The organism is Yokenella regensburgei ATCC 49455, assembly GCF_000735455.1.
Lineage (GTDB): Bacteria > Pseudomonadota > Gammaproteobacteria > Enterobacterales > Enterobacteriaceae > Yokenella > Yokenella regensburgei.
Window position 1 is genome coordinate 35433 of sequence record NZ_JMPS01000009.1, and the last position, 20952, is coordinate 56384.

General features: G+C 53.5%; 21 protein-coding genes and 1 pseudogene. 5 read left to right on the forward strand and 17 right to left on the reverse strand.

Going from position 1 to position 20952, the window contains the following annotated elements; genetic code table 11:
• Window positions 1–11: 11 nt before the first annotated feature.
• The 15 genes and pseudogenes from cobO to btuC form a co-directional block, all read right to left on the reverse strand.
• The gene (gene cobO / locus GYRE_RS01290; RefSeq protein WP_038252366.1) at window positions 12–614 is read right to left on the reverse strand and encodes a cob(I)yrinic acid a,c-diamide adenosyltransferase; all 603 of its coding nucleotides are present in this window, start codon (window positions 612–614) and stop codon (window positions 12–14) included.
• Window positions 615–620: 6 nt separating this feature from the next.
• Window positions 621–2270: a FumA C-terminus/TtdB family hydratase beta subunit gene (locus GYRE_RS01295; RefSeq protein WP_038252368.1), complete on the reverse strand. Its 1650-nt coding sequence runs from the start codon at window positions 2268–2270 to the stop codon at window positions 621–623.
• Window positions 2271–2424: 154 nt separating this feature from the next.
• A complete protein-coding gene (gene glsA / locus GYRE_RS01300; protein WP_038252369.1) occupies window positions 2425–3438 on the reverse strand; it encodes a glutaminase A in 1014 nt (337 codons plus the stop codon).
• Between the two features lie 179 nt (window positions 3439–3617).
• The gene (locus GYRE_RS01305) at window positions 3618–4916 is read right to left on the reverse strand and encodes a dicarboxylate/amino acid:cation symporter (RefSeq protein WP_006816991.1); all 1299 of its coding nucleotides are present in this window, start codon (window positions 4914–4916) and stop codon (window positions 3618–3620) included.
• A gap of 55 nt (window positions 4917–4971) precedes the next feature.
• Window positions 4972–5292, reverse strand: coding sequence for a DUF4387 domain-containing protein (locus tag GYRE_RS01310; RefSeq protein ID WP_006816990.1), 321 nt, complete (start codon window positions 5290–5292; stop codon window positions 4972–4974).
• Entirely contained in the window at window positions 5289–6653 is a 1365-nt protein-coding gene (locus GYRE_RS01315; RefSeq protein ID WP_006816989.1) for an acyclic terpene utilization AtuA family protein, read from the reverse strand. The genes GYRE_RS01310 and GYRE_RS01315 overlap by 4 nt, the downstream gene beginning before the upstream one ends.
• The gene (locus GYRE_RS01320) at window positions 6646–7896 is read right to left on the reverse strand and encodes a methylaspartate ammonia-lyase (protein WP_006816988.1); all 1251 of its coding nucleotides are present in this window, start codon (window positions 7894–7896) and stop codon (window positions 6646–6648) included. The genes GYRE_RS01315 and GYRE_RS01320 overlap by 8 nt, the downstream gene beginning before the upstream one ends.
• Window positions 7893–9340 (reverse strand): annotated as a pseudogene (locus GYRE_RS01325) (methylaspartate mutase subunit E). Before GYRE_RS01325 ends, GYRE_RS01320 begins: the two are co-directional and overlap by 4 nt.
• Entirely contained in the window at window positions 9330–10739 is a 1410-nt protein-coding gene (gene glmL, locus GYRE_RS01330; protein WP_006816986.1) for a methylaspartate mutase accessory protein GlmL, read from the reverse strand. Before glmL ends, GYRE_RS01325 begins: the two are co-directional and overlap by 11 nt.
• Window positions 10739–11179, reverse strand: coding sequence for a methylaspartate mutase subunit S (gene glmS / locus GYRE_RS01335; protein ID WP_006816985.1), 441 nt, complete (start codon window positions 11177–11179; stop codon window positions 10739–10741). Before glmS ends, glmL begins: the two co-directional genes overlap by 1 nt.
• A 297-nt stretch (window positions 11180–11476) precedes the next feature.
• Window positions 11477–12298, reverse strand: a complete 822-nt coding sequence (gene btuF / locus GYRE_RS01340) for a vitamin B12 ABC transporter substrate-binding protein BtuF (RefSeq protein ID WP_051860901.1) — start codon at window positions 12296–12298, stop codon at window positions 11477–11479.
• Between the two features lie 59 nt (window positions 12299–12357).
• Entirely contained in the window at window positions 12358–14175 is a 1818-nt protein-coding gene (btuB, locus tag GYRE_RS01345; protein WP_038252371.1) for a TonB-dependent vitamin B12 receptor BtuB, read from the reverse strand.
• A gap of 85 nt (window positions 14176–14260) precedes the next feature.
• Window positions 14261–14716 carry an ATP-binding cassette domain-containing protein gene (locus GYRE_RS24875; RefSeq protein ID WP_248782253.1) on the reverse strand — a complete coding sequence of 152 codons (456 nt, stop codon included), beginning with the start codon at window positions 14714–14716 and terminating at the stop codon, window positions 14261–14263.
• Window positions 14680–15018, reverse strand: coding sequence for an ATP-binding cassette domain-containing protein (locus GYRE_RS24880; protein ID WP_248782254.1), 339 nt, complete (start codon window positions 15016–15018; stop codon window positions 14680–14682). The genes GYRE_RS24875 and GYRE_RS24880 overlap by 37 nt, the downstream gene beginning before the upstream one ends.
• Complete coding sequence (gene btuC, locus GYRE_RS01355; RefSeq protein WP_081874613.1) at window positions 15015–16058, reverse strand: vitamin B12 ABC transporter permease BtuC; 1044 nt, start codon at window positions 16056–16058, stop codon at window positions 15015–15017. Before btuC ends, GYRE_RS24880 begins: the two co-directional genes overlap by 4 nt.
• Window positions 16059–16286: 228 nt before the next feature.
• Between btuC and GYRE_RS01360 the strand changes: the two genes are divergently transcribed.
• Together GYRE_RS01360 and GYRE_RS01365 are read left to right on the forward strand one after the other, a co-directional pair.
• The gene (locus GYRE_RS01360; protein WP_006816979.1) at window positions 16287–17177 is read left to right on the forward strand and encodes a LysR substrate-binding domain-containing protein; all 891 of its coding nucleotides are present in this window, start codon (window positions 16287–16289) and stop codon (window positions 17175–17177) included.
• Window positions 17178–17181: 4 nt separating this feature from the next.
• Window positions 17182–17421, forward strand: a complete 240-nt coding sequence (locus GYRE_RS01365) for a DUF2164 domain-containing protein (protein ID WP_038252375.1) — start codon at window positions 17182–17184, stop codon at window positions 17419–17421.
• A 40-nt stretch (window positions 17422–17461) separates the two neighbouring features.
• Here the strand turns inward: GYRE_RS01365 and GYRE_RS24360 are convergent, their stop codons facing one another.
• Window positions 17462–17620 carry a hypothetical protein gene (locus GYRE_RS24360; protein ID WP_156102660.1) on the reverse strand — a complete coding sequence of 53 codons (159 nt, stop codon included), beginning with the start codon at window positions 17618–17620 and terminating at the stop codon, window positions 17462–17464.
• Between the two features lie 579 nt (window positions 17621–18199).
• Here GYRE_RS24360 and GYRE_RS01370 point away from each other — a divergent pair.
• The 3 genes from GYRE_RS01370 to GYRE_RS01380 are packed head-to-tail and all read left to right on the forward strand — an operon-like array spanning window position 18200 to window position 20369.
• Window positions 18200–19357: a double-cubane-cluster-containing anaerobic reductase gene (locus tag GYRE_RS01370; protein ID WP_038252376.1), complete on the forward strand. Its 1158-nt coding sequence runs from the start codon at window positions 18200–18202 to the stop codon at window positions 19355–19357.
• A gap of 2 nt (window positions 19358–19359) precedes the next feature.
• A complete protein-coding gene (gene yjiL / locus GYRE_RS01375) occupies window positions 19360–20124 on the forward strand; it encodes a putative 2-hydroxyacyl-CoA dehydratase activator YjiL (RefSeq protein ID WP_038252378.1) in 765 nt (254 codons plus the stop codon).
• On the forward strand, window positions 20124–20369 hold the full coding sequence (locus GYRE_RS01380; protein WP_006816974.1) for a putative Se/S carrier protein: 246 nt from the start codon (window positions 20124–20126) through the stop codon (window positions 20367–20369). Before yjiL ends, GYRE_RS01380 begins: the two co-directional genes overlap by 1 nt.
• Here the strand turns inward: GYRE_RS01380 and hpaR are convergent.
• Complete coding sequence (hpaR, locus tag GYRE_RS01385; RefSeq protein WP_006816973.1) at window positions 20366–20815, reverse strand: homoprotocatechuate degradation operon regulator HpaR; 450 nt, start codon at window positions 20813–20815, stop codon at window positions 20366–20368. The two genes, GYRE_RS01380 and hpaR, sit on opposite strands and share 4 nt — an antisense overlap.
• Window positions 20816–20952 lie beyond the last annotated feature (137 nt).

Sequence of the window (20952 nt, forward strand, 5' to 3'; positions counted from 1 at the left end):
CCGGCAACGCGTTACCAGTCAATCCCTCGCTGCGCCTTAATACCCTTATCAAAACCGTGCTTCACGGCGCGCATCTCGGTCACCGTATCAGCCAGGATAGTCAGCTTCTCATGGCAATCACGCCCGGTAAGGATCACGCTCTGATGCGCCGGACGGTTCTGCAGCGCCGCGATGATGTCGTACAGCGGAATATAGCTGTAGGTGGTCATGTAGGTTATCTCATCCATAACCACCAGGTCATACGTCGGGTCGGCCAGCATACGCCTGGCCTCTTCCCAGACCAGGTTCGCCGCCGCAATGTCCTTCTCGCGATCCTGGGTTTCCCAGGTAAACCCGGTCCCCATCATGAAGAAATCGACGTTGTGGGCTTTGAGGAAGTTGTACTCCCCGTTGTCCCACTTCCCTTTGATAAACTGCACCACCCCGGCTTTTTTGCCGTGGCCGATAGCGCGCACCACGGTGCCCATCGCCGCCGTGGTTTTGCCTTTACCGTTGCCGGTGTAGACCATCATCACACCTTTGCTGATGGTCGCGCCTTTAACGCGTTCATCCACCAGGGTTTTCAGCGTTTGCTGGCTCTTCTTGTGTTCATTTTCCTCATAGTCTGTACGCATATTCCCTCACAGATTCTTGATGCAGGCGTGGCAGGAAGGCTGGTCGACGAACTGATAAAAGTTATTCCCTTTATCATCCACCATGATAAAGGCAGGCATGTCCTTAACCTCCATCATATAGATGGCTTCCATCCCCAGCTCCGGATACTCCAGGCACTCCAGCGACATCACGTACTCTTTCGCCAGCAAGGCGGCGGCACCGCCTACGCTGCCGAGGCTAAACCCGCCGTACTTCTTACAGGCATCGGTCACCTGCTGGCTGCGGTTGCCCTTGGTGAGCATCACCAGACTACCGCCCACCGACTGGAACTCTTCGGTATAGCAGTCCATGCGCCCGCCGGTTGTTGGCCCTAACGCACCGCAGATATGATTCGTCGGCGTTTTTGCAGGCCCGGCGTAATACACCACGTGATTGGTCAGGTAGTTCGGCATCGGCTCGCCTTTATCCAGCTTCTCTTTGATTCTGGCGTGGGCAATATCACGGGCGACAATGATTGGTCCGGTCAGGCTCAGGCGGGTCGACACCGGCAGGCGGCTCAGGGTTTCCAGCGTTTCATTAAACGGCCGGGTTAAATCAAGATGCACCACCTCGGCTCCGGCGTTCATATCGTGGCGGTTCAGCAGATAGCGCGCCGGATTACGTTCAAGCTTCTCCATCCAGATGCCATCTTTGTTGATCTTCGCTTTCACCTGGCGATCGGCGGAGCAGGAGAGCGCCATGGCGATCGGACAGGATCCCCCATGGCGCGGCAGGCGGATCACGCGAATATCATGGGCAAAGTACTTGCCGCCGAACTGCGCCCCAATGCCAATCTCCTGCGCCACCTTGAGCAGCTCCGCTTCCAGCGCGTGGTCGCGGAAGGCCTGGCCATACTGATTCCCTTCCGTCGGCAGCGCATCGTAGTATTTGGTCGACGCGAGCTTGGCGGTTTTCAGCGCCTGCTCCGGCGACAGACCGCCCACCACGAAGGCAATGTGGTACGGCGGGCACGCCGAGGAACCGAGCGTTATCATCTTCTCCGCCAGGAAGCGCTTCAACGAGGTCGGGTTCAGTATCGATTTGGTTTCCTGGAACAGCGCGGCCTTATTCGATGAACCGCCGCCTTTGTTCATGAACATAAAGCGATACTCATTACCCATCACCGCGCTGATATCAATCAGCGCCGGCAGGTTGGTCTGGGTATTCACCTCGGTGTACATGTCGAGCGGCGCGTTCTGCGAATAGCGCAGGTTGTTCTCCTGAAACGCGTGGAACACCCCTTCACTCAATGCTTCCCGTTCATTACCATCCACCCATACCTGCTGGCCTTTCTCCGCAATAATGGTGGATGTCCCCGTGTCCTGACACAGCGGTAATTCTTCTTCCGCTGCAATTGCTGCGTTACGCAATAGCTGTAACGCGACATAACGATCGTTATCACTGGCTTCGGGATCGTCCAGAATACTGGCAACCTGCTGCATATGTGCCGGGCGTAAATAAAACGATGCCGCGTGAAACGCGTGACGTGCAAGCCAGGTTAAACCTTCCTTCGACACGGAAAGAATTTCCCGCTCGCCAACCTGAATGGTCGAAACAAAATCTTTGCTGACCAGTTCATATTCGGTCTCATCGGCAGACAACGGGAAATCGGGTTGATAACTGAAAACATTAGTCATAAATACTCCGTATAATGCAAATATACACTTCATCCTTCAAGCTGCCTCTTTGTTGGCTGCGTCTATTCACCCCAGTCACTGACCTGAGTCAGCTCCTGGGGATTCACAGCCTTGCCGCCGCGATGCAGCTCGAATGATTTTGTGTATATACAACTTAGAAGTTTTGTTTTGGTGTAACGAAAATATTGGCCTGAGTGGCATCGGCGATATATTTAATGGCAGCCTGCGCGCGGACGCTATTCCCGGCTTCGTCAAGCGGCGGAGAGTACACCGCAACGGAATATTTACCCGGCACCACGGCGAGAATACCGCCACCGACGCCGCTCTTCGCCGGAATACCGACCTGATACAGCCATTTACCGCTGCCGTCATACAGCCCGGCAATCGCCATTTCTGCCAGAACGTACGGCATATACTGCTGGCTTATCAGCTGCTGGCCGTTAAACGGTGATTTACCGTTATTGGCCAGTACCGCCCCCATACGCGCCAGCTGCAGGGTATTGGCATCCACCGAGCACTGACGGGTGTAAATTTCGACCGCACCGTCAATGTCGCTGTAGAAACGGTTGAAGGATTTCGCCAGATGGGCCAGCGCTTTATTGTGCTGGTTAGTATCCATCTCAGATTTAAAGACCTCTTCGTTCACGGCTAAATTCGCGTTAGCGAAGGCATCAAGGTTGGATTTTATTTTGGTCCAGCGGTCGGCGTTGTTATCGGCGCGCACCAGGCTTACCGCGCTCATTGCGCCAATATTCACCATCGGGTTTTCCAGCGTCCCTTTACTGGCCTCAAGACCAACGCCAGAGTTAAACGGCAGGCCAGTCGCATTCGCACCGAGCTTCTCTAAAACCGTCTCCGGGCCGCTCTGCTGCATCACCAGCCCCATAGTGAAAACTTTAGAGATAGACTGGATCGGAAACGCTTTATTCACATCACCGGCCTGGTAGATTTTGCCGTCAACGGTCGCGAGCACGATGGCAAAATTTTTCGGGTCGTAGCTTGCCAGCGCCGGAATATAATCCGCGACTTTGCCGTCGTTGAGGTTTTTGTATTTCTCGTGTGCCTGTTCAACCAACTGCGCATAATCCGGTGTGGTATCTGCATGCGCAGGAGCGCCTGTCAGCAGGGTAAAGCTCATGACGCAGATGCCAATTAACTTCGTCTTCATGATTATTTTCCTGTGAATATACCCGTCATACTTCAGGTTGCATGTGCGTTGGCTTCCTCGTTCACCCCAGTCACTTACTTATGTAAGCTCCTGGGGATTCACTGCGTTGCCGCCTTCCTGCAACTCGAATTATTTAGGGTATAGAAAAATCGGCCGACAGCGATCGGCCGATAAAAGGATTACGCGTTTTGCTCAACCGGTTTCACGGTTTCCAGCACAATGGCATTTGGCTCCGCCGGTTCACCACGGCAACCTTCACCAAAGTGTTCACCTTCCCAGCGGGACACCAGCGCAGCACCCATCGCGTTACTCATCACGTTGGTCGCAGAACGGCCCATGTCGAGGAACGGATCGACACCCATCAGCAGGATCAGACCCGCTTCCGGAATATGGAACTGGTTCAGCGTGGCGGCGATAACCACCAGCGATGCGCGCGGCACACCGGCCATCCCTTTTGAGGTCAGCATCAGAATAAGCAGCATGGTTATCTGCTCGGTCAGATTGAGGTGGATATTGCAGGCCTGAGCGATAAAGATGGTCGCGAAGGAGCAGTAAGCCATCGAGCCGACCAGGTTGAAGGAGTAACCAATGGGCAGCACGAAGCTGGCGATTTTCGGGCTCACACCGAAGTTTTCCAGCGCTTTCAGGGTGCCGGGGAAAGCCGCTTCAGAACTCGAGGTGGTGAATGCCAGTACCGCTGGCTGACCGATACCGCGCACCAGACGTTTGATACAAGGCCCCACCAGCATCCAGGACAGACCAATGAGGATCACCCACAGCAGGCCCAGGGTGAAATAGAATTCCCCCATGAAGATCCCGGTACTGACCAGGATCCCAAGGCCTCGCTCGGCAATCATGCCGGAAATCGCCGCGAAAACGGTTAACGGAGCAAACAGCATCACGTAACCCGTCAGTTTCAGCATGGCGTGAACCAGCGCGTCTAAACCACGTACGATAGGTGCAGCCGGCTCCCCTACGGAGGCTAAAGCCACGCCGAGGAAAATCGAGAACACCACAATCTGCAGCACTTCGTTTTTCGCCATCGCATCAAAGATGCTCGATGGGAACGCATGAAGAATAAAGGATTTGAAGGTAAAGGCCTGTGCCTGAACCACTTGCTCTGTACCGGTCGCCACAAAGTTAATGCCATGACCCGGCCCGAAGATATTAACGATAATCAGGCCAAGGGCGATAGAGATCAGCGCGGCCAGAATAAACAGCGTAAGGGTTTTGGAGAAAATACGTCCCAGCGTTTTCGCATCGCCCATTTTGGCAATCCCAACGACCAGCGTGGAGATAATCAGCGGCGCGATAATCATCTTAATTAAACGTAAGAAAATTGCGGTCAGAATGTTAATATCATCCGCATAAACTTTTGCCGTCTCCGGCGCAGCCATTTCATTGATCATGACGCCGACAATACTACCCAGTATTAAGGCGATAATGATCATTGTCGTCAAGTTGAGCTTTTTTAACATATTATAATTATCCTGATGAGAAGCAGGAGAGGGATACCTCCCCTGCTTTTTGGATTTAATCCAGATTGAATTTAATGGCTAATAGCGGTGCGTGCTGCTGTGCGCCATATACATCTGAATCGCCAACTTCCCCGGAAACAATGAGTCGTGGTAATACGACTTTGACGGCATTGGCCGGTTCAAACCAAACAATATTAAGAACATCTTCCGGCTTCATTTTATAAAGACCGGCAATTAACTCAGTGGTGAACTGTCCGGACTGTTTAACCGCCAGATAGTCTTCCCGACTTTTAAATAAAATATCGAGGACCAGCTCGTACGGCCCGGCATTCTTGGAGCGAATCACCAGCGCCACATCGGTAATCGGCGTCGTCATTGGCAGCCCTCCGGTGAAACGGTTTCCATATTGAAGGCAAAATCTAAACCTTCGACATCCATCAAGTGATACAGCGAGAACTCAAACACTTCCCCGGTCGGAATATCCGATGGTGAGAACGGGAAAGCCAGGTTGCCCGCAGTGGCAATACGATTTTCGTAGCCGTAATGCAGAAGCGTTGAGCGCACCAGCGAACAGACGCTGTTGGCCATCTCCTGCGTAGGCGCCACGATATCGAGCAAAATGCCCAACTCGTGCGGCGTCTGCTGGCTTGGCTCCTGCTTACCCATCACCGCGTTTTTACCGTAGAGATGGAAGTTGAGTTTGATGATGTCTTCCGCCACCTTCAGGTTGGTGATGGCCTGGGTTTTCACCTTCTCCAGAATGCCGTCGATGCCCGCGATCATGATGGGATCGCGCGTCCCGGCGATGGTGATGCAGCGGTAACCAACCCGACGCGCCCCTTCCAGCTTCAGCTGATACGGCGTGGCTTCAAAGCGCGAACCGGTCACGTACACTTCACCTTCGTTAACGTTGGTGAATTTACAGTGCTCCAGATTCAGCACCCCCCCCGGCCCCGGCAGAATGTACGGGTTCGATTTCTCATACAGCGTATGTGCTGCCGCTGAGGTGGCGGTGAACTTACGCAGCGGGTTGAACGCCTTCAGGGTGAAGCCTTTGTCGTCGATGATGCCCATGGCGCAGTCAGACCCGCTGCCCGGCGTCGCCGCGATGGCCGCGCACTCCAGAATTTTGCCGCAGTGCATCGCCAGGCCTTCATCAAAGCCGAGCATCACCGGCAGCGCCGCGAAGCAGGCCGGATCGTAGGCACGACCCGCCAGCACCACCTGCGCACCCGCCGCCAGTGCGGCCTGGAACGGCTGCAGACCAATCTGCGCCACGATGGCGGTGGTATCGTCAATCGCCTCGTGGGTCAGATCCGGTACACAGTCCAGGGCGTGGATCTTGCCGCTGTCCAGCGCTTCATGCACCGTGGCCTTATCGATATCGGTCGGGATGGTCGCGAGCTTAAAGGTCAGCCCCTCTTCCTGCGCGATTTCAAGAACGATGTCGCGGCACCAGGAAAGGTGCGAGATAGCACCGGAACCGCCTGCGGTACCGACAACCACCGGAATGTTGTTGGTCACACCGGCACGGATCATGTAACGCAGGTCGCGTTTCACCCCTTCACGATCGGTGAACGGTTTACCGGAACCCAGATAATGCGGGCCCGGATCCGACGATCCGCCGTCAACCGCGATCAGATCGGGTTTTTCCAGCATCGCACGATGAAAGCTTTCTTCCGGGAAGCCGTAGCCAAGAATGGCCGTCGGCGACAGAATTTTGAACGTCTTAGGCATAAGTCTCTTCCGCCTTCAGTAACGCCATGGTGCGATGCATTTCGTTGTAAACGATGTTCATACCTTCATCGAAGCCCATGCCCGGCTTGACCAGCATACGGATCGGACGTGCCGCCATGGCGACGTGCACGCAGGTGCGGGCGCTGTTGATGGTTTCGTTGCAGGTGCCACCCTGGTAGGCTTCCATATCGTGATCGTTGCAATACAGCACGGCGTCGACCACGTTGTGGATGCTGCCGAGATCCGGGGTTTTGATCTGCACCATATGGCAGGATTTCGCTTTGGTGAAATCAACGATGTCTTCGAAGGTGTTGCACCATTCGTCGGCGACAATCTTCACGCCAGATTTCAGGCGCGCCAGCTCCTGGGTTATCTCGGTCAGCAGACGGATCTGATCCGGTTTGTTACCCGCATCAACCGGGCCTTCGATATACAGCGGCAGGCCCTGCGCTTCCGGCTCCAGGCTTGCAATGTACGCCGCACATTTGATCGGATCGTTGTTGAAAATAAGGCCGATGGTGCCGTACACATCGATGTGCAACGTCGGTTTGTAATCTTCGGAGGTCCGCAGGGTCATGATGCGGTCAGACAGCCAGCGCACATATTCACGCAGCTTCTCACCTTCACGACCGAGCTTGCTGTCAACGTGGTTGATAAGCGCGTGAGGCAGAACATCCACGCTTTTGAGTACCATTTTGTCGACCGCGTGGTAGCGATCGTCGCCAGACTGGGCAAACAGCGGAATAGCATCGGCGATCACCGGCAGATCCCACTCTTTGCAGACCACTTCCGCTTTCAGGCAGTTGTTAGCCAGCGCGGTGGCATCAAGCAGCGCCTGAGAAAGGCCATAGCGGATCGCGGTGTGCAGCGGCTTGCCGTCGATTTTGAGCTTATCGAAATACTGAGCGTTCTTGCGGAACTCGCTCACGTCGAGACCCACCAGCAGTGGTTTAATGTCGTTCACCAGCTGTGGAATAAAGTTTTTCGCGATGAACAGCGGATCGCGGCCACCGGCGCCAGAGTATTGCACCGCGGCGCAATCGCCCACGGCTACCGCGCCGTTTTCCAGAATCAGCTGAATGCACACGCACTCACCCGCCTGGCGAATCGCATTAAAACCTTCCGTGACAGGCTTTCCGGTATAGGTAAAGCCATCGTGTTCCGCGCCGTTTTTAATCGCTTGCTGATCGTCAAAATAAAAAGACGAATAACCCGGGGTAAAAATCACATTTTTAATTTTCATTGCGGACGTCCTATTAACTGGGAATCGGAAACTGCCATGATGTCGTCAACGATCATCTGGAAGCAGGGTTTACGTTTTTCAGCGGTGGCGCGCTCGGCGATGAAGTCGCGGTGCAGCGTCAGAATGTCGTCTGGCAGCGGGATATTGCCGTGTTCAAACAGGCGGATAGCGCCTTTGTTATCACGGACCGGCAGGATCTTGCCCTGGTTGTACATTGATGGGGCAAACGGGACATCCAGCACCCCTGCTTCGAAGGCCAGCACGGTACCGCGAGCCAAATCTCCTTCGCCCAGCGCGAAGACTTTATTCATGACGGCGCGAACTTCCGCTTTAATGAGGTCCACTTCACGCTGCACGTCGGCGCACTGCGGGAAGCTCTGATCGCGCACCAGATTCAGCATCTGCCGAGAAGCCTGCAGACCCTGAATGTTGGCAGCCGCGGTCGGGATCCCAAAGGCTTCGTGCGGTGACTTGGTGATCACTTTGGTTGCACCAGCAAGACCAGCAACCAGCGCACCGAAGGAGATCAGGCCAAACGCGTTTGGCTCCTGCTCCGGGAAACCGCCCATCCACTGGTGGAACACGGTGGAGAGTTCGTAATCGGAGTAGCCATACTCGGTAAAGTACTCATGGCCCAGTTCGCGCAGAGACTGAACTGCCGCCACGTCCTGCACCACGTTACCCACCTGGCCGTAGCCGAGGGTGACGGATTTCACGCCCTGCTCCAGCGCCAGCAGACCTTCAATCAGCGCAACGGCGTGAGACATGAACGGTGGGACCAGCGTGCCGGTCAGCGGGCCAAACGGTTCGCGGTTGATGGTGATACCATTTTCCTGGTAGATGCCGCACAGTCGGTCGACGTACTGCCAGTCGCGCAGAGATTTCTCGATGGTCACACGCTTGGTGTACGGCACGTTGTAGGAGATACCGCCGCCTTCAAAGGAGGTAAAACCTGAAGCCATACTGATTTCCATCAGCAGACGCGCATCCGGCGTACCGTGACGAACCTGCACCGGTTTCACCAGCGCTTCGGTTAAACGGCGGCACTCGGCCACGCCGTGGTTAACCACCGGCAGACCGTTTAATTTTGAGGTGCCCGCTTCGATGGAGTGTTTGATACCGATTGCCGCTTCTTCATAGCGGTTGTGGCGGGTATAGGCATCAATGGTGGACGGCAGTAAGTCGCAGTCTGGCTCCAGTTTTTTCAGCAGGGCAATATGCTCATCCATCAGTGCAACACCGGCACGTGGCTGGCTTAAGGTGATACCGGCCTGATCGGCTTTGAGCAGCGTTAACGCAAAGTTTTTGGAATCAGGAATGGATTTCTGATACGCCATGCCGTCTTCAATGTTCTGAACGTCTTTACCGGTTTCCCAGGTGGTCAACACGGTTTCACGTTCTTTCATAAAAGCATCGATATTTATTTTTTATTATTAATTTCCATATTTACGGCCTCGGTTGTCAGTTAAATTTTTAATACTGGTAATTGCGGCATGCTGTGGAAACTCACGGGCAACGTTCGCCAGTAAAGGAATTAACCCCTGGCTATCCCGGTAATATTCAAATTCAGTGGGTAAGAGGATCTTTTTACCTTGCTCATCAATGTCGCGGTATTTGATCCATTGGTGAATATCGAAGGCTTGCGCGCGCGATAGCCACCCACCGGTGCCGATAATTTTGCGGACAGGCGTTAAATCTCGGCCAATTTGCAGTTCGCGGTTACCCGCCACGGTTGCCACCGTCCGTTTCGTCCCCGCGTGGCGTTCGCTGGCATACCCCACGTTCAACCCGGCAAGCACGGTGTCGAAATGCGCCTCTGTGGCGTTGACAGGAGTATGTTCCGGTTGGGCGTTGACCCGGCGCAGATAGTCATAAAACGCCGCTTTCTCGACCGGCTTATTCGCGAATACCGATTCCACCAACGCCCGCGCGCTGTCGCCCGCCGTGACGGAAGAAACACGCATGCCGAGATCGCCCTCTACCGTGCGTTTTAAGAACGGCTCATCAAGACCATGCTTGAAGGTATCCGGAGTCAGGATGTTGTCACAGGTGGTGTACACGTCGGTCGTGGCACCGCCCATGTCGAACAGCATAAACTCGCGCCAGGCTTCAGAAGACTGACTGATATGATTCACCAGCTCATACACGGTGTACGGCGTCGGTAGCGGCTCTTTGCCAATCACATCAACAATCTTGTCCAGCCCTTTGCCCTTCACAATGCGCTTTAAAAAGACGTCACAAATCGCTTTGCGTGCAGGGCCAGGATTTGGGGTATCGAGGTCAGGCAGCACGTTATCGACAATGGTGAGATCTTTGTCGCGCAGCAACTGGCGCACGTCATCCTGAATGTCGCGGTTACCGGCAAAGATAATCGCGCAGTCGAGACTCGATTCGCCCAGCATTCGGGCATTGACCAGACCATATTTCTCTTCGCCGCCGTCGGTTCCACCGGTAAACAGCAGAATGTCGGGCGGTGAGCTTTCCAGCTCTTTAATATCGTGACGAGTCAGCTTGTAGGAGTAATAGTGAACAATCTTGGCACCCGCTGAATGCGCGGTGACCTTGGCAGACTCAAGCGTAATGCACGGCACCAGACCCAGAGCCGCCACCGCGAGCCCGCCTTTCGCCGACGAAGAGTAATTGACTGACAGCTCGCCCCGGCTCAGTAAGCCGCGCACATCTTCCTGTACGATATTCTCCACACAGTGGAAAAAGCCTTCGGCTAAGTTTTCTGTGGTCGTGGGCACCAGACCTTTATTAATTAACGTCAGCTCGTGACCTTCAACGGCAAACAGCGCCGCTTTGGTCCACGTTGAGCCAATATCAATTGATAACGTTCGCATCAGCAAACCTCGAGGGCTAATTTCTCGTTGTGAGTTTTAACGTCCTGGACGATCTGGTCGCACAGGGGCTCCAGTTCCTGATGCGGCGGCATTACGAAGTCAAAGCCCATCGCCTTGAACTTAGGCTCAACTTCGTTAAAGTCGTATTTGCCCACCACCAGGTTGCCACCGACGTACAGCAAAATATCGCCAACGCCGCGCTCGATGCAGCGGTCACGCATGCCCAGGCAGTCGGTATCGCCGTGACCATAAATAGAGGAAACAATAATGGCGTCAGCACCCGTTTCAATCGCGGCGTCAATATATTCGTCCTGACTCACCATCACGCCCAAATTTGTGACGTGGAATCCAAATTCAGTGAAAACACGCTCCATGATTTTATTTCCAACAGAATGGCAATCTGCCCCAATTACGCCGATAACTAATGTTGGTTTCTTCATTTAACTATCCTTTATGTTGAAGGGGGTAACTCGTTTATTAATCCTTTGTGATGGTGGCAATATGCTTCGCGTATTTTATTTCTGCAATTGATAAAATTTGAAGACAACTTGACGTTGTTTGCCTGATAAACATCACACAATAAAAATCAGTTAAAACATATAGTTAAAATGAACAAATACAACCAGCACTGTTTTTTATCACTATGATAAATATCGGCATCGTAAATTTGTGATCTTGACGTAATTTTTCAATATTTTATTTAAGTAGGGGTTATGTGATATCAATCACAGCCAAACTTAAAAACTACCATTTTTTATTTTCTGGCACAGGTCTTCTGCGGCCAATAAAATTCGAGGGCCGCTACGGTTAAACCAGTCAGGATTTAAATTAATCACCGGATAACCCGTTTTTTGTTGCCAGAATTGCATCTCCTGCTCATCGCCTTCCTGATGGGTACCGGTAATCAGTAATCGTGGCTGGCGGGAGATAATTTGCTCACGACTGACCACCGGCCAGGCCACCCGGCTGTCGGCAAAAACGTTCTCCACACCGCACACCCGCAGCACGTCGTTTTGTATCGACTCACCGTTCGCCGTCATCAACGGGCTCACGCCAAAGAGCAGCGCGGCGGGGATCTTATCCTCTCTGGCGTACTGCCTGCTGAGCGCCGCCAGTTTCTGGCGAAAATCGCGGGCGTTACGAGCCCCCACTTCCGGGTTAGCGCTAAAACGCGCCAGGCGCTCAATATCCTGCGGGATCTCCGCCAGCCGGTGCGAATCGACAAACTCCACCGGGATCCCATATTTTTGCAGTTTCTCAAGCTCACGCTGCGGGTTAGTCTCGCGGGAAGCCACCACCAGGTCAGGTTTGAGCAGCAAAATACGTTCGAATTTAATGCTGTTACCGGAGGCCACGCGCTCCAGTTTTTGCGCAGCATCGGGGTAGTCGGAATAGTCGCTGACGGCAACGAGAGAATCACCAAGACCGGCGGCCCAGGCCATTTCGGTGGTGTGTGGTGCCAGGCTTACCACGCGTAATGCCCAGGCGTGTGGTGAACACAGCAGGCAAACAACGATCGGTAAAAAACGCAGAGCTTGCGCGAACAGGAAAGGTTTCATGTGGGTTCCTCGGAGAACCACGCAAGCCAGAGTCCGGCTTGCGTGACAGGCAGGATGACTCAGAACTGGTAGCTGGCGCTCAGGGTGTATTCACGGCCCGGCATGTTGTAACCGTTGGCCGTCTGCCAGGTTTTGTCGAAGATATTATTCACGTTCCCGTGCAGAGTTAGCTGGCGCGTTACCGGCCAGGATAACCCCACGTCCCAGAGCGACGATCCGCCCACGTCGATGGTGGTGTAATCCTTGTTGCTGGTGTCTTTGCGCTTGCCCACGTAGTTGTACACCACGTTCCAGCCAATTGACGCCACTTCACCGCTTATTTCGTACTTCACCTGCTGCTTAGCGCGGCGCAGCAGCTGTTGCCCAGTTTCATCATTCTTCGGATCAATAAACTGCAGCGTGACGTTGTGGGCAATTGGTCCGGTCGCAAACTGCCCGGTTAACTCAATCCCCTTAATGGTGGCTTTGTTGACGTTATAGTAGACGCCGCTCATCCCCATATCACCGCCGCCCATCTGGTAGTCGATGAGGTTGGTAATCTGGTTGTAATAAGCCGAGACCTTCCAGTCGAGCGGGCCGGTCAGACCTTCAAGACCAATCTCCCACTGGCGAGATTCTTCTGGCTTCAAATTCGGGTTCGAGGCGATATTAAATCGCGTGGCGCCATACTGCTGGCCCAGAGACGGGGCCAGGAAGGCGGTGCCGTAAGAGAGCGTTGTCTGGTAGTTTTCTGCAAACTGCCATCCGGCAGCCGTTTGCCAGGTACCGTGCCAGCCAAACTGCTCATCGTGATCTTCACGTCCGGATAGTTCGAGCGTTACGTCCTGAAGCTGTTGCACACCCACCATGTACAGCCCGGTGTTGTCCCGCGAGTAGCTCTGGCTGGAAAATACCGGGTTGAGGTCGAAGGTTTCGCCGGTAGTGGTCAGCTTTTCCCGCTTCCAGTCGACACCGGCGCTTACCATGCCGTGACCCACCACGACGTTATGCCCCCACTGCAGATAATATTGCTCCATATCATCAAGCGTGGCGGGAGAAGCATAAGGCCCTGCGGCGTCGTTGTAGTTGTAGTCTTTGATTCGCTGGTAGCTTGCCGTCAGCTGTGAAGCGTAGATACCTGAGTGGTAATGCAGCGCCCCATCCCAGGACTGGGTGTAGTTTTGCAGGTGGTTATTACCGCCGTCGTAGCCGTAATCTCCCTGAGAATAAGCTGTGTTGCCGGAGTGGCCATAGCCGCGGAAGAAGCCGTTGAGGTTATCGTTAAACTCCGTCGAGACGCTACCAAACAGGAATTTGTCGTGATGGCCTTTGTTTTCATGATCGCCCGCGTAAGTGGAATCCGGCATGACCTCGTACCCTTTAGTACGCTCATAATTGCCGGCCAGCGTCAGCACCGTTTTGTCGATTTTTTTATTGATGGTGGCGCCGTATTGCTGGTAGCCATTTGAACCGATGCCGGTATCAACCTGGGTTTTATCGTCATCATGCTGGGTAATAATATTGATAACGCCGCCCATTGCGCCGGAGCCGTGCACCGCCGAGCGTGGGCCACGAATATATTCGATGCGCTGCACCATCGCGACCGGGATCTGAGAAAAATCAGGGTTGTTAGCAATACCCGGGCGTGGCACAGGGATCCCATCAATGAGCACCAGGACGTGCCGGGCTTCGGTGCCGCGAATATAGAGCGCTGAGTTCTGCCCCATGCCGCCATTTTGCGACAGGTCGACGCCAGGTAGATGGCGAATAACGTCGGAGACTGATTTAGATTGCCACCTGTCCATATCCTCTTTGGTGACAACGTTCATCGGGGCAAGGACGGTACTGACGGGTTGCAAGAAACGGTTAGCGGTGACGGTCATGGTTTGTTCTGCCATGACGGGGAATGCAAATAACAGCGGCACTCCCCAGCAGAATCGGTGAAGTTGATCTATTCCCGCGGTAGGCATTGAAAAAATACTCCTAAGTTAATGAATACCGTAAATTGTCGGTATCGTTTTTTCCCCAATGAAATCTGGCGTCAAACAAATGATTTAGCTGATGGATCTGCATGATCTCTTTACACTGGCCACGCATGACCATCTGGCCTTTTTTAATCATCCAGACCTCATTGGCATGATGCAGGGTGTGATTTAATTCATGGGAACTGGAAATCACTAATATTCCGTGAGCGCACATCTCTTCGATAAGCCTGTCGAGCGCAATTTGCTGCACGATGTCCAGGCTGGTGGCAGGTTCGTCGAGAATAAGTAATTTTCCGGCAGGATTAAGCGTTGGCCATAGCTGTAAAAATACCGATGCCAGCCTTACCCGCTGCCACTCTCCGCCAGAAAGTTGATTAATGGGACGCGTGAGTTTGTCGCTCAGAAACAGTCTTTCACTCAGCGTGTGGATGGCGGCATCAACAGCGTCTGGCAATGCGCCTTTAGGAATAAAAAAGCCCAGATAAGAAAAACAGGTATCAGCAAATCCGGGAGATCCTGCTGGATCAAACAGGCGCGGTACATCGAGAGTTCGTGAGCGGTCATCGCCGAGAAAGGGGTCGTGCCTAAACTTATCGATCCGCCGCCGTTGATAAGCCCGGCAAGGCGCAACAGGAGTGAGCTTTTCCCCGCACCGTTAGGACCGATAAGGTGTACCAGCTGCCCAGGGTTTACGCAGGCATCGAAGGGGGCGAGCCGGCCCTTCACTGAAAGCTGGCGGATATTGAGGTTCGTCATTTCACCACTCCACCAGGTGTGCGAAGCAGCATCCAGATAAAGACGGGAGCGCCGAGGGTGGCAGTGACTACGCCGGTTGGGATTTCGGCCGAAGTGAGCGCTAGCCTGGCAAAGGTGTCGGAGGCCAGCAGCACCGACGCGCCCGCCAGCACGCAGCCGGGCAGCAAACGCTGATGGTTGGTTATCCCCCACAGCCGCAGCAAATGCGGTACCACGAAGCCGATAAACCCGATCATACCGGCCAGCGCCACGCTGACTCCCACTAGCCAGCCAATAAATACCACCAGCAGAATGCGCCAGTATTTAACGTTTACCCCTAGCTGCTTCGCAGTTAGCTCGTTCAGCGCAATAATGTTGATGGTCTGCCCCTGACAGGAGAGCCAGCCAATGGCCGGGATCAGCGCCAGCGTCAGCCAGGCTTCACTCCAGTCGATGCCGCCAAATCCCCCCAGCGTCCAGGCGATGATTTTGCGCATATCCATATTGTTGCTGAAGTAAAAGGCCCAAGTCATAAAGGCGCTACAGCCAATCCCCATCGCCATCCCAAAGAGCAGCAGCCGGGTGTTATTGACCCCCTGCTTCATCGAAAACAAAATCAGCAGCAGGGTAATTGCCATAGCACCGCAAATGGCGAATCCGCTGAGCAGACCCAAATGCAGGCCGTTGCCAGCCAAAAATAGCGCCATCACCACCGCGACGCCTGCGCCGTTAGAGACGCCAAGCAGCCCCGGGTCTGCGAGCGAATTGTTAAATAATGCCTGCATCACCGCCCCACTCAGCGCCAGTGCCGCGCCAACACCGATAACGCTCAACACGCGGGGAAACCGTAGATTCCAGACAAAAAGCTCAGCCTCGGGGCTAAACCATTGCGCGGGCGTTAACCAAATATCACCAGCACATAAACTAAAAATTAACATTAATGCTAAAAAAATAGCCATTATAATTAACTTAAAATTATCTATCGCTTTTTCATTAGTATTAAGCTGAATAAAAGATGCATATTCTCCGCCTTCAGCTTGAATCTGTGACATATATCTCATCTCTTATTTTTTTAATTGTGAATTAATCTTACAAGCGCAGAATATATATATGTTGAGCAACATGATAAGGCAATTGAAAAAAAATGAAGACAACTTGAAATTCGCGCCGGAACTCATTTTATTAACTGTACATTTAAGTTTTCTTGCTAGCATTAGCAATTAATTAACTTAAATAAAGCGGATAACATGGTGATTTTGTTGTAATAAATGCGCGATTGTAGGAATTTTATGAAAAAGAAGATCCCGAAATCAGAGTTATTAGTGACATTCGAAGTTGTTGCCAGGCATCAAAGTTTTGCCCGGGCGGCAGAGGAGTTGTCATTAACACAAGGTGCGCTTTTCCGACAAATAGCAACGCTTGAGGAGTTCCTCCAGGTACCGCTATTTTCACGTTGCAAGAAGAAGCTGTTTTTGAGCGACGCCGGGCGCCATTACTTACCACTGGTACGTGACGTGCTGGTCAAACTGGAAAATGACACTCATCACATTCGCCGCTTCCATCAAAAGAAGCAATCGCTGGAAATTGCGACAACTCCCACACTGAGCACAGAATGGTTAATTCCCAACCTGCAGGCGTTTTCCGCACTGAACGATAACATTGTGGTGAATATCACCGCACTTTCCTGCGTCAATGATTTTCTGCATTGTAAAAGTGATATTGCGATCATGCGCGAAAACTTTTGCACTCCGTGGGCTTTTGTTGAGCCTCTTTTTGAGGAAGAGCTACTTCCGGTTTGCAGCAATACCTTTTTAAAAGACAACAGTAAAAAAATAAGCGTCTATCAATTACTTTCGGAATTCACATTATTGCACCAGAACTCTCGTCCTGAAGGTTGGCAGGAGTGGTTTGGACAATTTAATATCACCAATCCAGATGTGAACAAAGGTCCAAGTTTCGATTTATTATCAATGCTAATTACCGCCGTACGTTCCAATTTAGGTGTTGCTTTATTACCCAAATTTGCCATCAAAGAAGATCTATTACAGGGCAACCTCATTATCCCTTGCGAAGCACCCTTTTTTACCGGGAATAAATATATAATGACGTGGAAGCAGGAGTCGATGAACTCCATGAAAGTAAAGTTGTTCCGGGACTGGGCGAAGAACCTGGTGGAGTAAGAGAATGTCTGAGATAACCCTAAGCCACGAACAGCGAGAGCTGCTGCGTCGTAAGCTTGAGAAGTACTGTGAAGAGCATTTTGAGCTGGAGCTGGAGCAGTTCGATGCCGAGTTCTTCGTCGATTTTATTGCCGAACAGATAGGCCCCACCTTCTACAACGCTGGAATCGACGAAGCCATTCGTACCCACATGGCATGGAGCGACCGCATTCAGGAAGAGATGGACGTGAAGAAGATTTACTGAACTTAACGGATGACGGGGCCTTTCAGCCCCGTCGGTTTCTTTACTGCTGAGTGCGTGGCATGACGCCCTTCACCTGTAACTCAATATGCTGAGCTTCGAGCTGGTCAAACTTAAGACTATCAGCCTCAAGACTAACGCCCCCGAACAGAAGAAGTGCAATCACAACGATAATGATCCCATCACGAAGTGATATTTTCATTATCCAGCCTCCTTGCATTGCCACACTCTCCCGTCGTTAATCCGGGCGCTCATGACAGGTGCAATCAAAGGTGTGGGCTTTGATCACCAGAGCGTATGCAGTTTATCGGCTTTCATACCCGGCAGGAGCTACCCTGTTGAAAGTCCCGCAGCGAGAGCGACTTCGCCAGCCTGGCGCTCTTAGAAAATGCGCCCTACTGGCGTGAAAGCTCTCACAAACGGCATACGGCGTTGATTTCAGCTCACTGCAATATTTTGCCTGCAATCCCCTTTATTCATAGGGGCATTTTCAGAATGAGCTTCACAGTACCGAGTGTAATTAAGTTGAAAATCCTCGCCAGAAGGGTAGACTTTTCAAGTGGGCTTTGATCATCAGAGTCAGTTAACGTCAGGTACTTGCTATGCCGGACAGACGGGCTGCTAACCCGTCAAACACCATTAAAAAGTCGCTGAAATCAGCGGCTTTTTTGTTTTCTACCCCTGCGTCATTTTACGGCCCAGATCAACATAACCACATATTTATAGTGGCTATAATGCCGACATCGTTCATTGTCTCCCGTGTTACGGGGAAGGAAAACGCATGTCCCTCATCACCGAATTACCCAGCCTGTTCAGTCAATTCTCCGAAGCGCGTCAGAAAGGTTTTCTCACCGTCATGGAACTCAAAGAGCGCGGTGTGCCGTTGGTCGGTACCTACTGCACGTTTATGCCGCAGGAGATCCCAATGGCCGCCGGTGCCGTGGTGATATCACTCTGTTCCACCTCTGATGAAACCATCGAAGAGGCGGAAAAAGACCTGCCCCGCAACCTTTGTCCGCTGATAAAAAGCAGCTACGGCTTCGGCAAAACCGATAAATGCCCCTACTTCTACTTTTCCGATCTGGTGGTGGGCGAAACCACCTGCGACGGCAAGAAAAAAATGTACGAGTACATGGCGGAGTTCAAACCGGTTCACGTCATGCAGTTGCCCAACAGCACCACCGACGATGCCTCCCGTGCGCTGTGGAAAGCGGAAATGCAGCGTCTGAAAGAGGCAGTTGAAGCGCGCTTTGGTGCCACCATTGATGAAACCGCGCTGCGCGAGGCGATTGCCTTGAGAAACCGCGAACGTAAGGCGCTGGCGGATTTCTACCATCTTGGCCAGCTCAACCCACCGGCGCTAAGCGGAACCGACCTGCTGAAAGTGGTGTACGGTGCGACGTTCCGCTTTGATAAAGAAGCGCTTATCGCCGAACTGGAGGCGATGACCGCCACGGTCAAAGCGGGCTGGCTCACCGGTCAACGCCTCGACCCGCGCCCGCGCATCCTGATAACCGGCTGTCCTATCGGCGGTGCCGCTGAAAAAGTGGTACGGGCGATTGAAGAAAACGGCGGCTGGGTGGTTGGCTATGAAAACTGCACCGGGGCGAAGGCCACCGAGCACAACGTCGCGGAAACCGGCGACGTATGGGAGGCGCTGGCGGATAAATACCTCGCCATCGGTTGTTCCTGCGTCTCGCCCAACACCCAGCGGCTGAAGCTGCTCAGCGAGATGGTCGAGGAGTACCAGGCCGACGGGGTGATTGATGTGATCCTGCAGGCCTGCCACACCTACGCCGTCGAGTCGCTGGCCATCAAACGCCACGTCCGACAGCAGCACGACATTCCGTATATGGCTATCGAAACCGACTACTCAACTTCCGACATCGGCCAGCTCAGCACCCGCGTGGCGGCGTTTATCGAAATGTTCCAGGAGTAAGGATGGCGCTAACCATAGGGATTGATTCCGGCTCCACGGCGACGAAGGGCGTGCTGCTTGATGGCAGCACCCTGCTGCGCCGTTTCCTCTGCCCCACACCGTTTCGCCCGGCCGAGGCCATTGAGCAGGCATGGCATGAGCTACGCGACGGACTGACGGAGGTCCCCTTCCTCACCCTCACCGGCTACGGTCGCCAGCTGGTGGATTTTGCCGACAAGCAGGTGACCGAGATCTCCTGCCATGGTCTTGGCGCAAGGCTGCTGATGGCACACACCCGCACCATCATCGATATCGGCGGCCAGGACAGCAAAGTGATTAAGCTCGATGAAGAGGGAAACCTGAACGATTTTCTGATGAACGACAAGTGCGCAGCGGGCACCGGGCGTTTTCTTGACGTCATCTCCCGTACCCTGGGAGCCAGCGTGGAGCAGTTAGATAGCATCGTCGCGGGCGTGGAGCCGCACGCGATCACCAGCATGTGCACGGTGTTTGCCGAATCAGAGGTCATCAGCCTGCGCTCGGCGGGCGTCGCGCCGGAGGCGATTCTCGCCGGGGTGATTAACGCCATGGCCCGGCGCAGCGCGCATTTCATCTCACGCCTGACCACCGAAGGCCCGGTGCTGTTTACCGGCGGCGTCAGCCACTGCCAGACCTTCTCGCAGATGCTTTCCTGTCATCTCGGCGCACCGGTGCTGACGCATCCCGATGCCCAGTTTGCCGGGGCCATCGGCGCGGCGCTCATCGGCCAGCGGCAACGGAGGCGATAGTGGCGCACTACATCTTGCTGTTTCACTCGACGCTTGGCGTGGTACAAACCCGCCGGACGCTGCAGGCGGCGGGCGAACCGTTCACGGTTGCCGATATCCCACGCGCGCTGCGCGGCGGCTGCGGGTTGTGTATTCATCTGGAGTGCGAGCGCCCGGAACGCTGGGTGCTGCCGGGGCTGACGGAAAGTATTTACCGCGTTGATGTCGATGGCTACCAGCCGGTCGCCCGCTACCCGGCGGGCTAGTCGGTATCCGCATCGCCACGGCTGGCGATATGGCGATTGCCCAGCACAATAAACTCTTCCAGCAGCGCTGTCAGCTGCTGCATTTTCTCAGGCGTAAACTCAACCTCAATCTGCCGGTACGCCTCTTCCACCTGCGCCTGTGCGTGCTCGTAGAGCGCGACACCGGCGGGCGTTAGCGAGACATAGAGTTTACGCTGGTCGCTAATCGGCTTTAGCCGCAGCACCAGACCGTCGCGCTCCATGCGGGTCAGGATCCCGGTCAGGCTTGGGCGCAAAATGCAGGTACGAAACGCCAGGTCATGAAAATCCATCGACGGGTTATCTGCCAGCACGCGGACTATTCGCCACTGCTGCTCCGTCAGGTTGTGTCGTTTCACGATCGGCCGAAAATAGCCCATCGCCGCTTCCCGCGCCTGTAACAGCGCGATGGTTAACGAATCATGCATTGCTGCCCTTCCCGTACATCCTGCCAATCATTAATAAGTGAATAATTTAACATTGATGAATTATTCAGCAACCGGTTTCTGCGGCATAAATTCTAACAGAGTTAACACAAAATCATTAACACATTGATAATAAATAG

Bases quoted from the DNA above. Each gene is read 5' to 3' on its own strand.
- GYRE_RS01360 (WP_006816979.1), top strand. From the start codon at position 16,287: ATGAAAAAGAAGATCCCGAAATCAGAGTTATTAGTGACATTCGAAGTT.
- cobO (WP_038252366.1), bottom strand. From the start codon at position 614: ATGCGTACAGACTATGAGGAAAATGAACACAAGAAGAGCCAGCAAACG.
- glsA (WP_038252369.1), bottom strand. From the start codon at position 3,438: ATGAAGACGAAGTTAATTGGCATCTGCGTCATGAGCTTTACCCTGCTG.
- btuC (WP_081874613.1), bottom strand. From the start codon at position 16,058: ATGAGATATATGTCACAGATTCAAGCTGAAGGCGGAGAATATGCATCT.
- GYRE_RS01310 (WP_006816990.1), bottom strand. From the start codon at position 5,292: ATGACGACGCCGATTACCGATGTGGCGCTGGTGATTCGCTCCAAGAAT.
- GYRE_RS01295 (WP_038252368.1), bottom strand. From the start codon at position 2,270: ATGACTAATGTTTTCAGTTATCAACCCGATTTCCCGTTGTCTGCCGAT.
- btuF (WP_051860901.1), bottom strand. From the start codon at position 12,298: ATGAAACCTTTCCTGTTCGCGCAAGCTCTGCGTTTTTTACCGATCGTT.
- glmS (WP_006816985.1), bottom strand. From the start codon at position 11,179: ATGAAGAAACCAACATTAGTTATCGGCGTAATTGGGGCAGATTGCCAT.
- GYRE_RS01370 (WP_038252376.1), top strand. From the start codon at position 18,200: ATGTCCCTCATCACCGAATTACCCAGCCTGTTCAGTCAATTCTCCGAA.
- glmL (WP_006816986.1), bottom strand. From the start codon at position 10,739: ATGCGAACGTTATCAATTGATATTGGCTCAACGTGGACCAAAGCGGCG.
- GYRE_RS24360 (WP_156102660.1), bottom strand. From the start codon at position 17,620: ATGAAAATATCACTTCGTGATGGGATCATTATCGTTGTGATTGCACTT.
- GYRE_RS24880 (WP_248782254.1), bottom strand. From the start codon at position 15,018: ATGACGAACCTCAATATCCGCCAGCTTTCAGTGAAGGGCCGGCTCGCC.
- GYRE_RS01365 (WP_038252375.1), top strand. From the start codon at position 17,182: ATGTCTGAGATAACCCTAAGCCACGAACAGCGAGAGCTGCTGCGTCGT.
- hpaR (WP_006816973.1), bottom strand. From the start codon at position 20,815: ATGCATGATTCGTTAACCATCGCGCTGTTACAGGCGCGGGAAGCGGCG.
- yjiL (WP_038252378.1), top strand. From the start codon at position 19,360: ATGGCGCTAACCATAGGGATTGATTCCGGCTCCACGGCGACGAAGGGC.
- GYRE_RS01305 (WP_006816991.1), bottom strand. From the start codon at position 4,916: ATGTTAAAAAAGCTCAACTTGACGACAATGATCATTATCGCCTTAATA.
- GYRE_RS01315 (WP_006816989.1), bottom strand. From the start codon at position 6,653: ATGCCTAAGACGTTCAAAATTCTGTCGCCGACGGCCATTCTTGGCTAC.
- GYRE_RS01320 (WP_006816988.1), bottom strand. From the start codon at position 7,896: ATGAAAATTAAAAATGTGATTTTTACCCCGGGTTATTCGTCTTTTTAT.
- btuB (WP_038252371.1), bottom strand. From the start codon at position 14,175: ATGGCAGAACAAACCATGACCGTCACCGCTAACCGTTTCTTGCAACCC.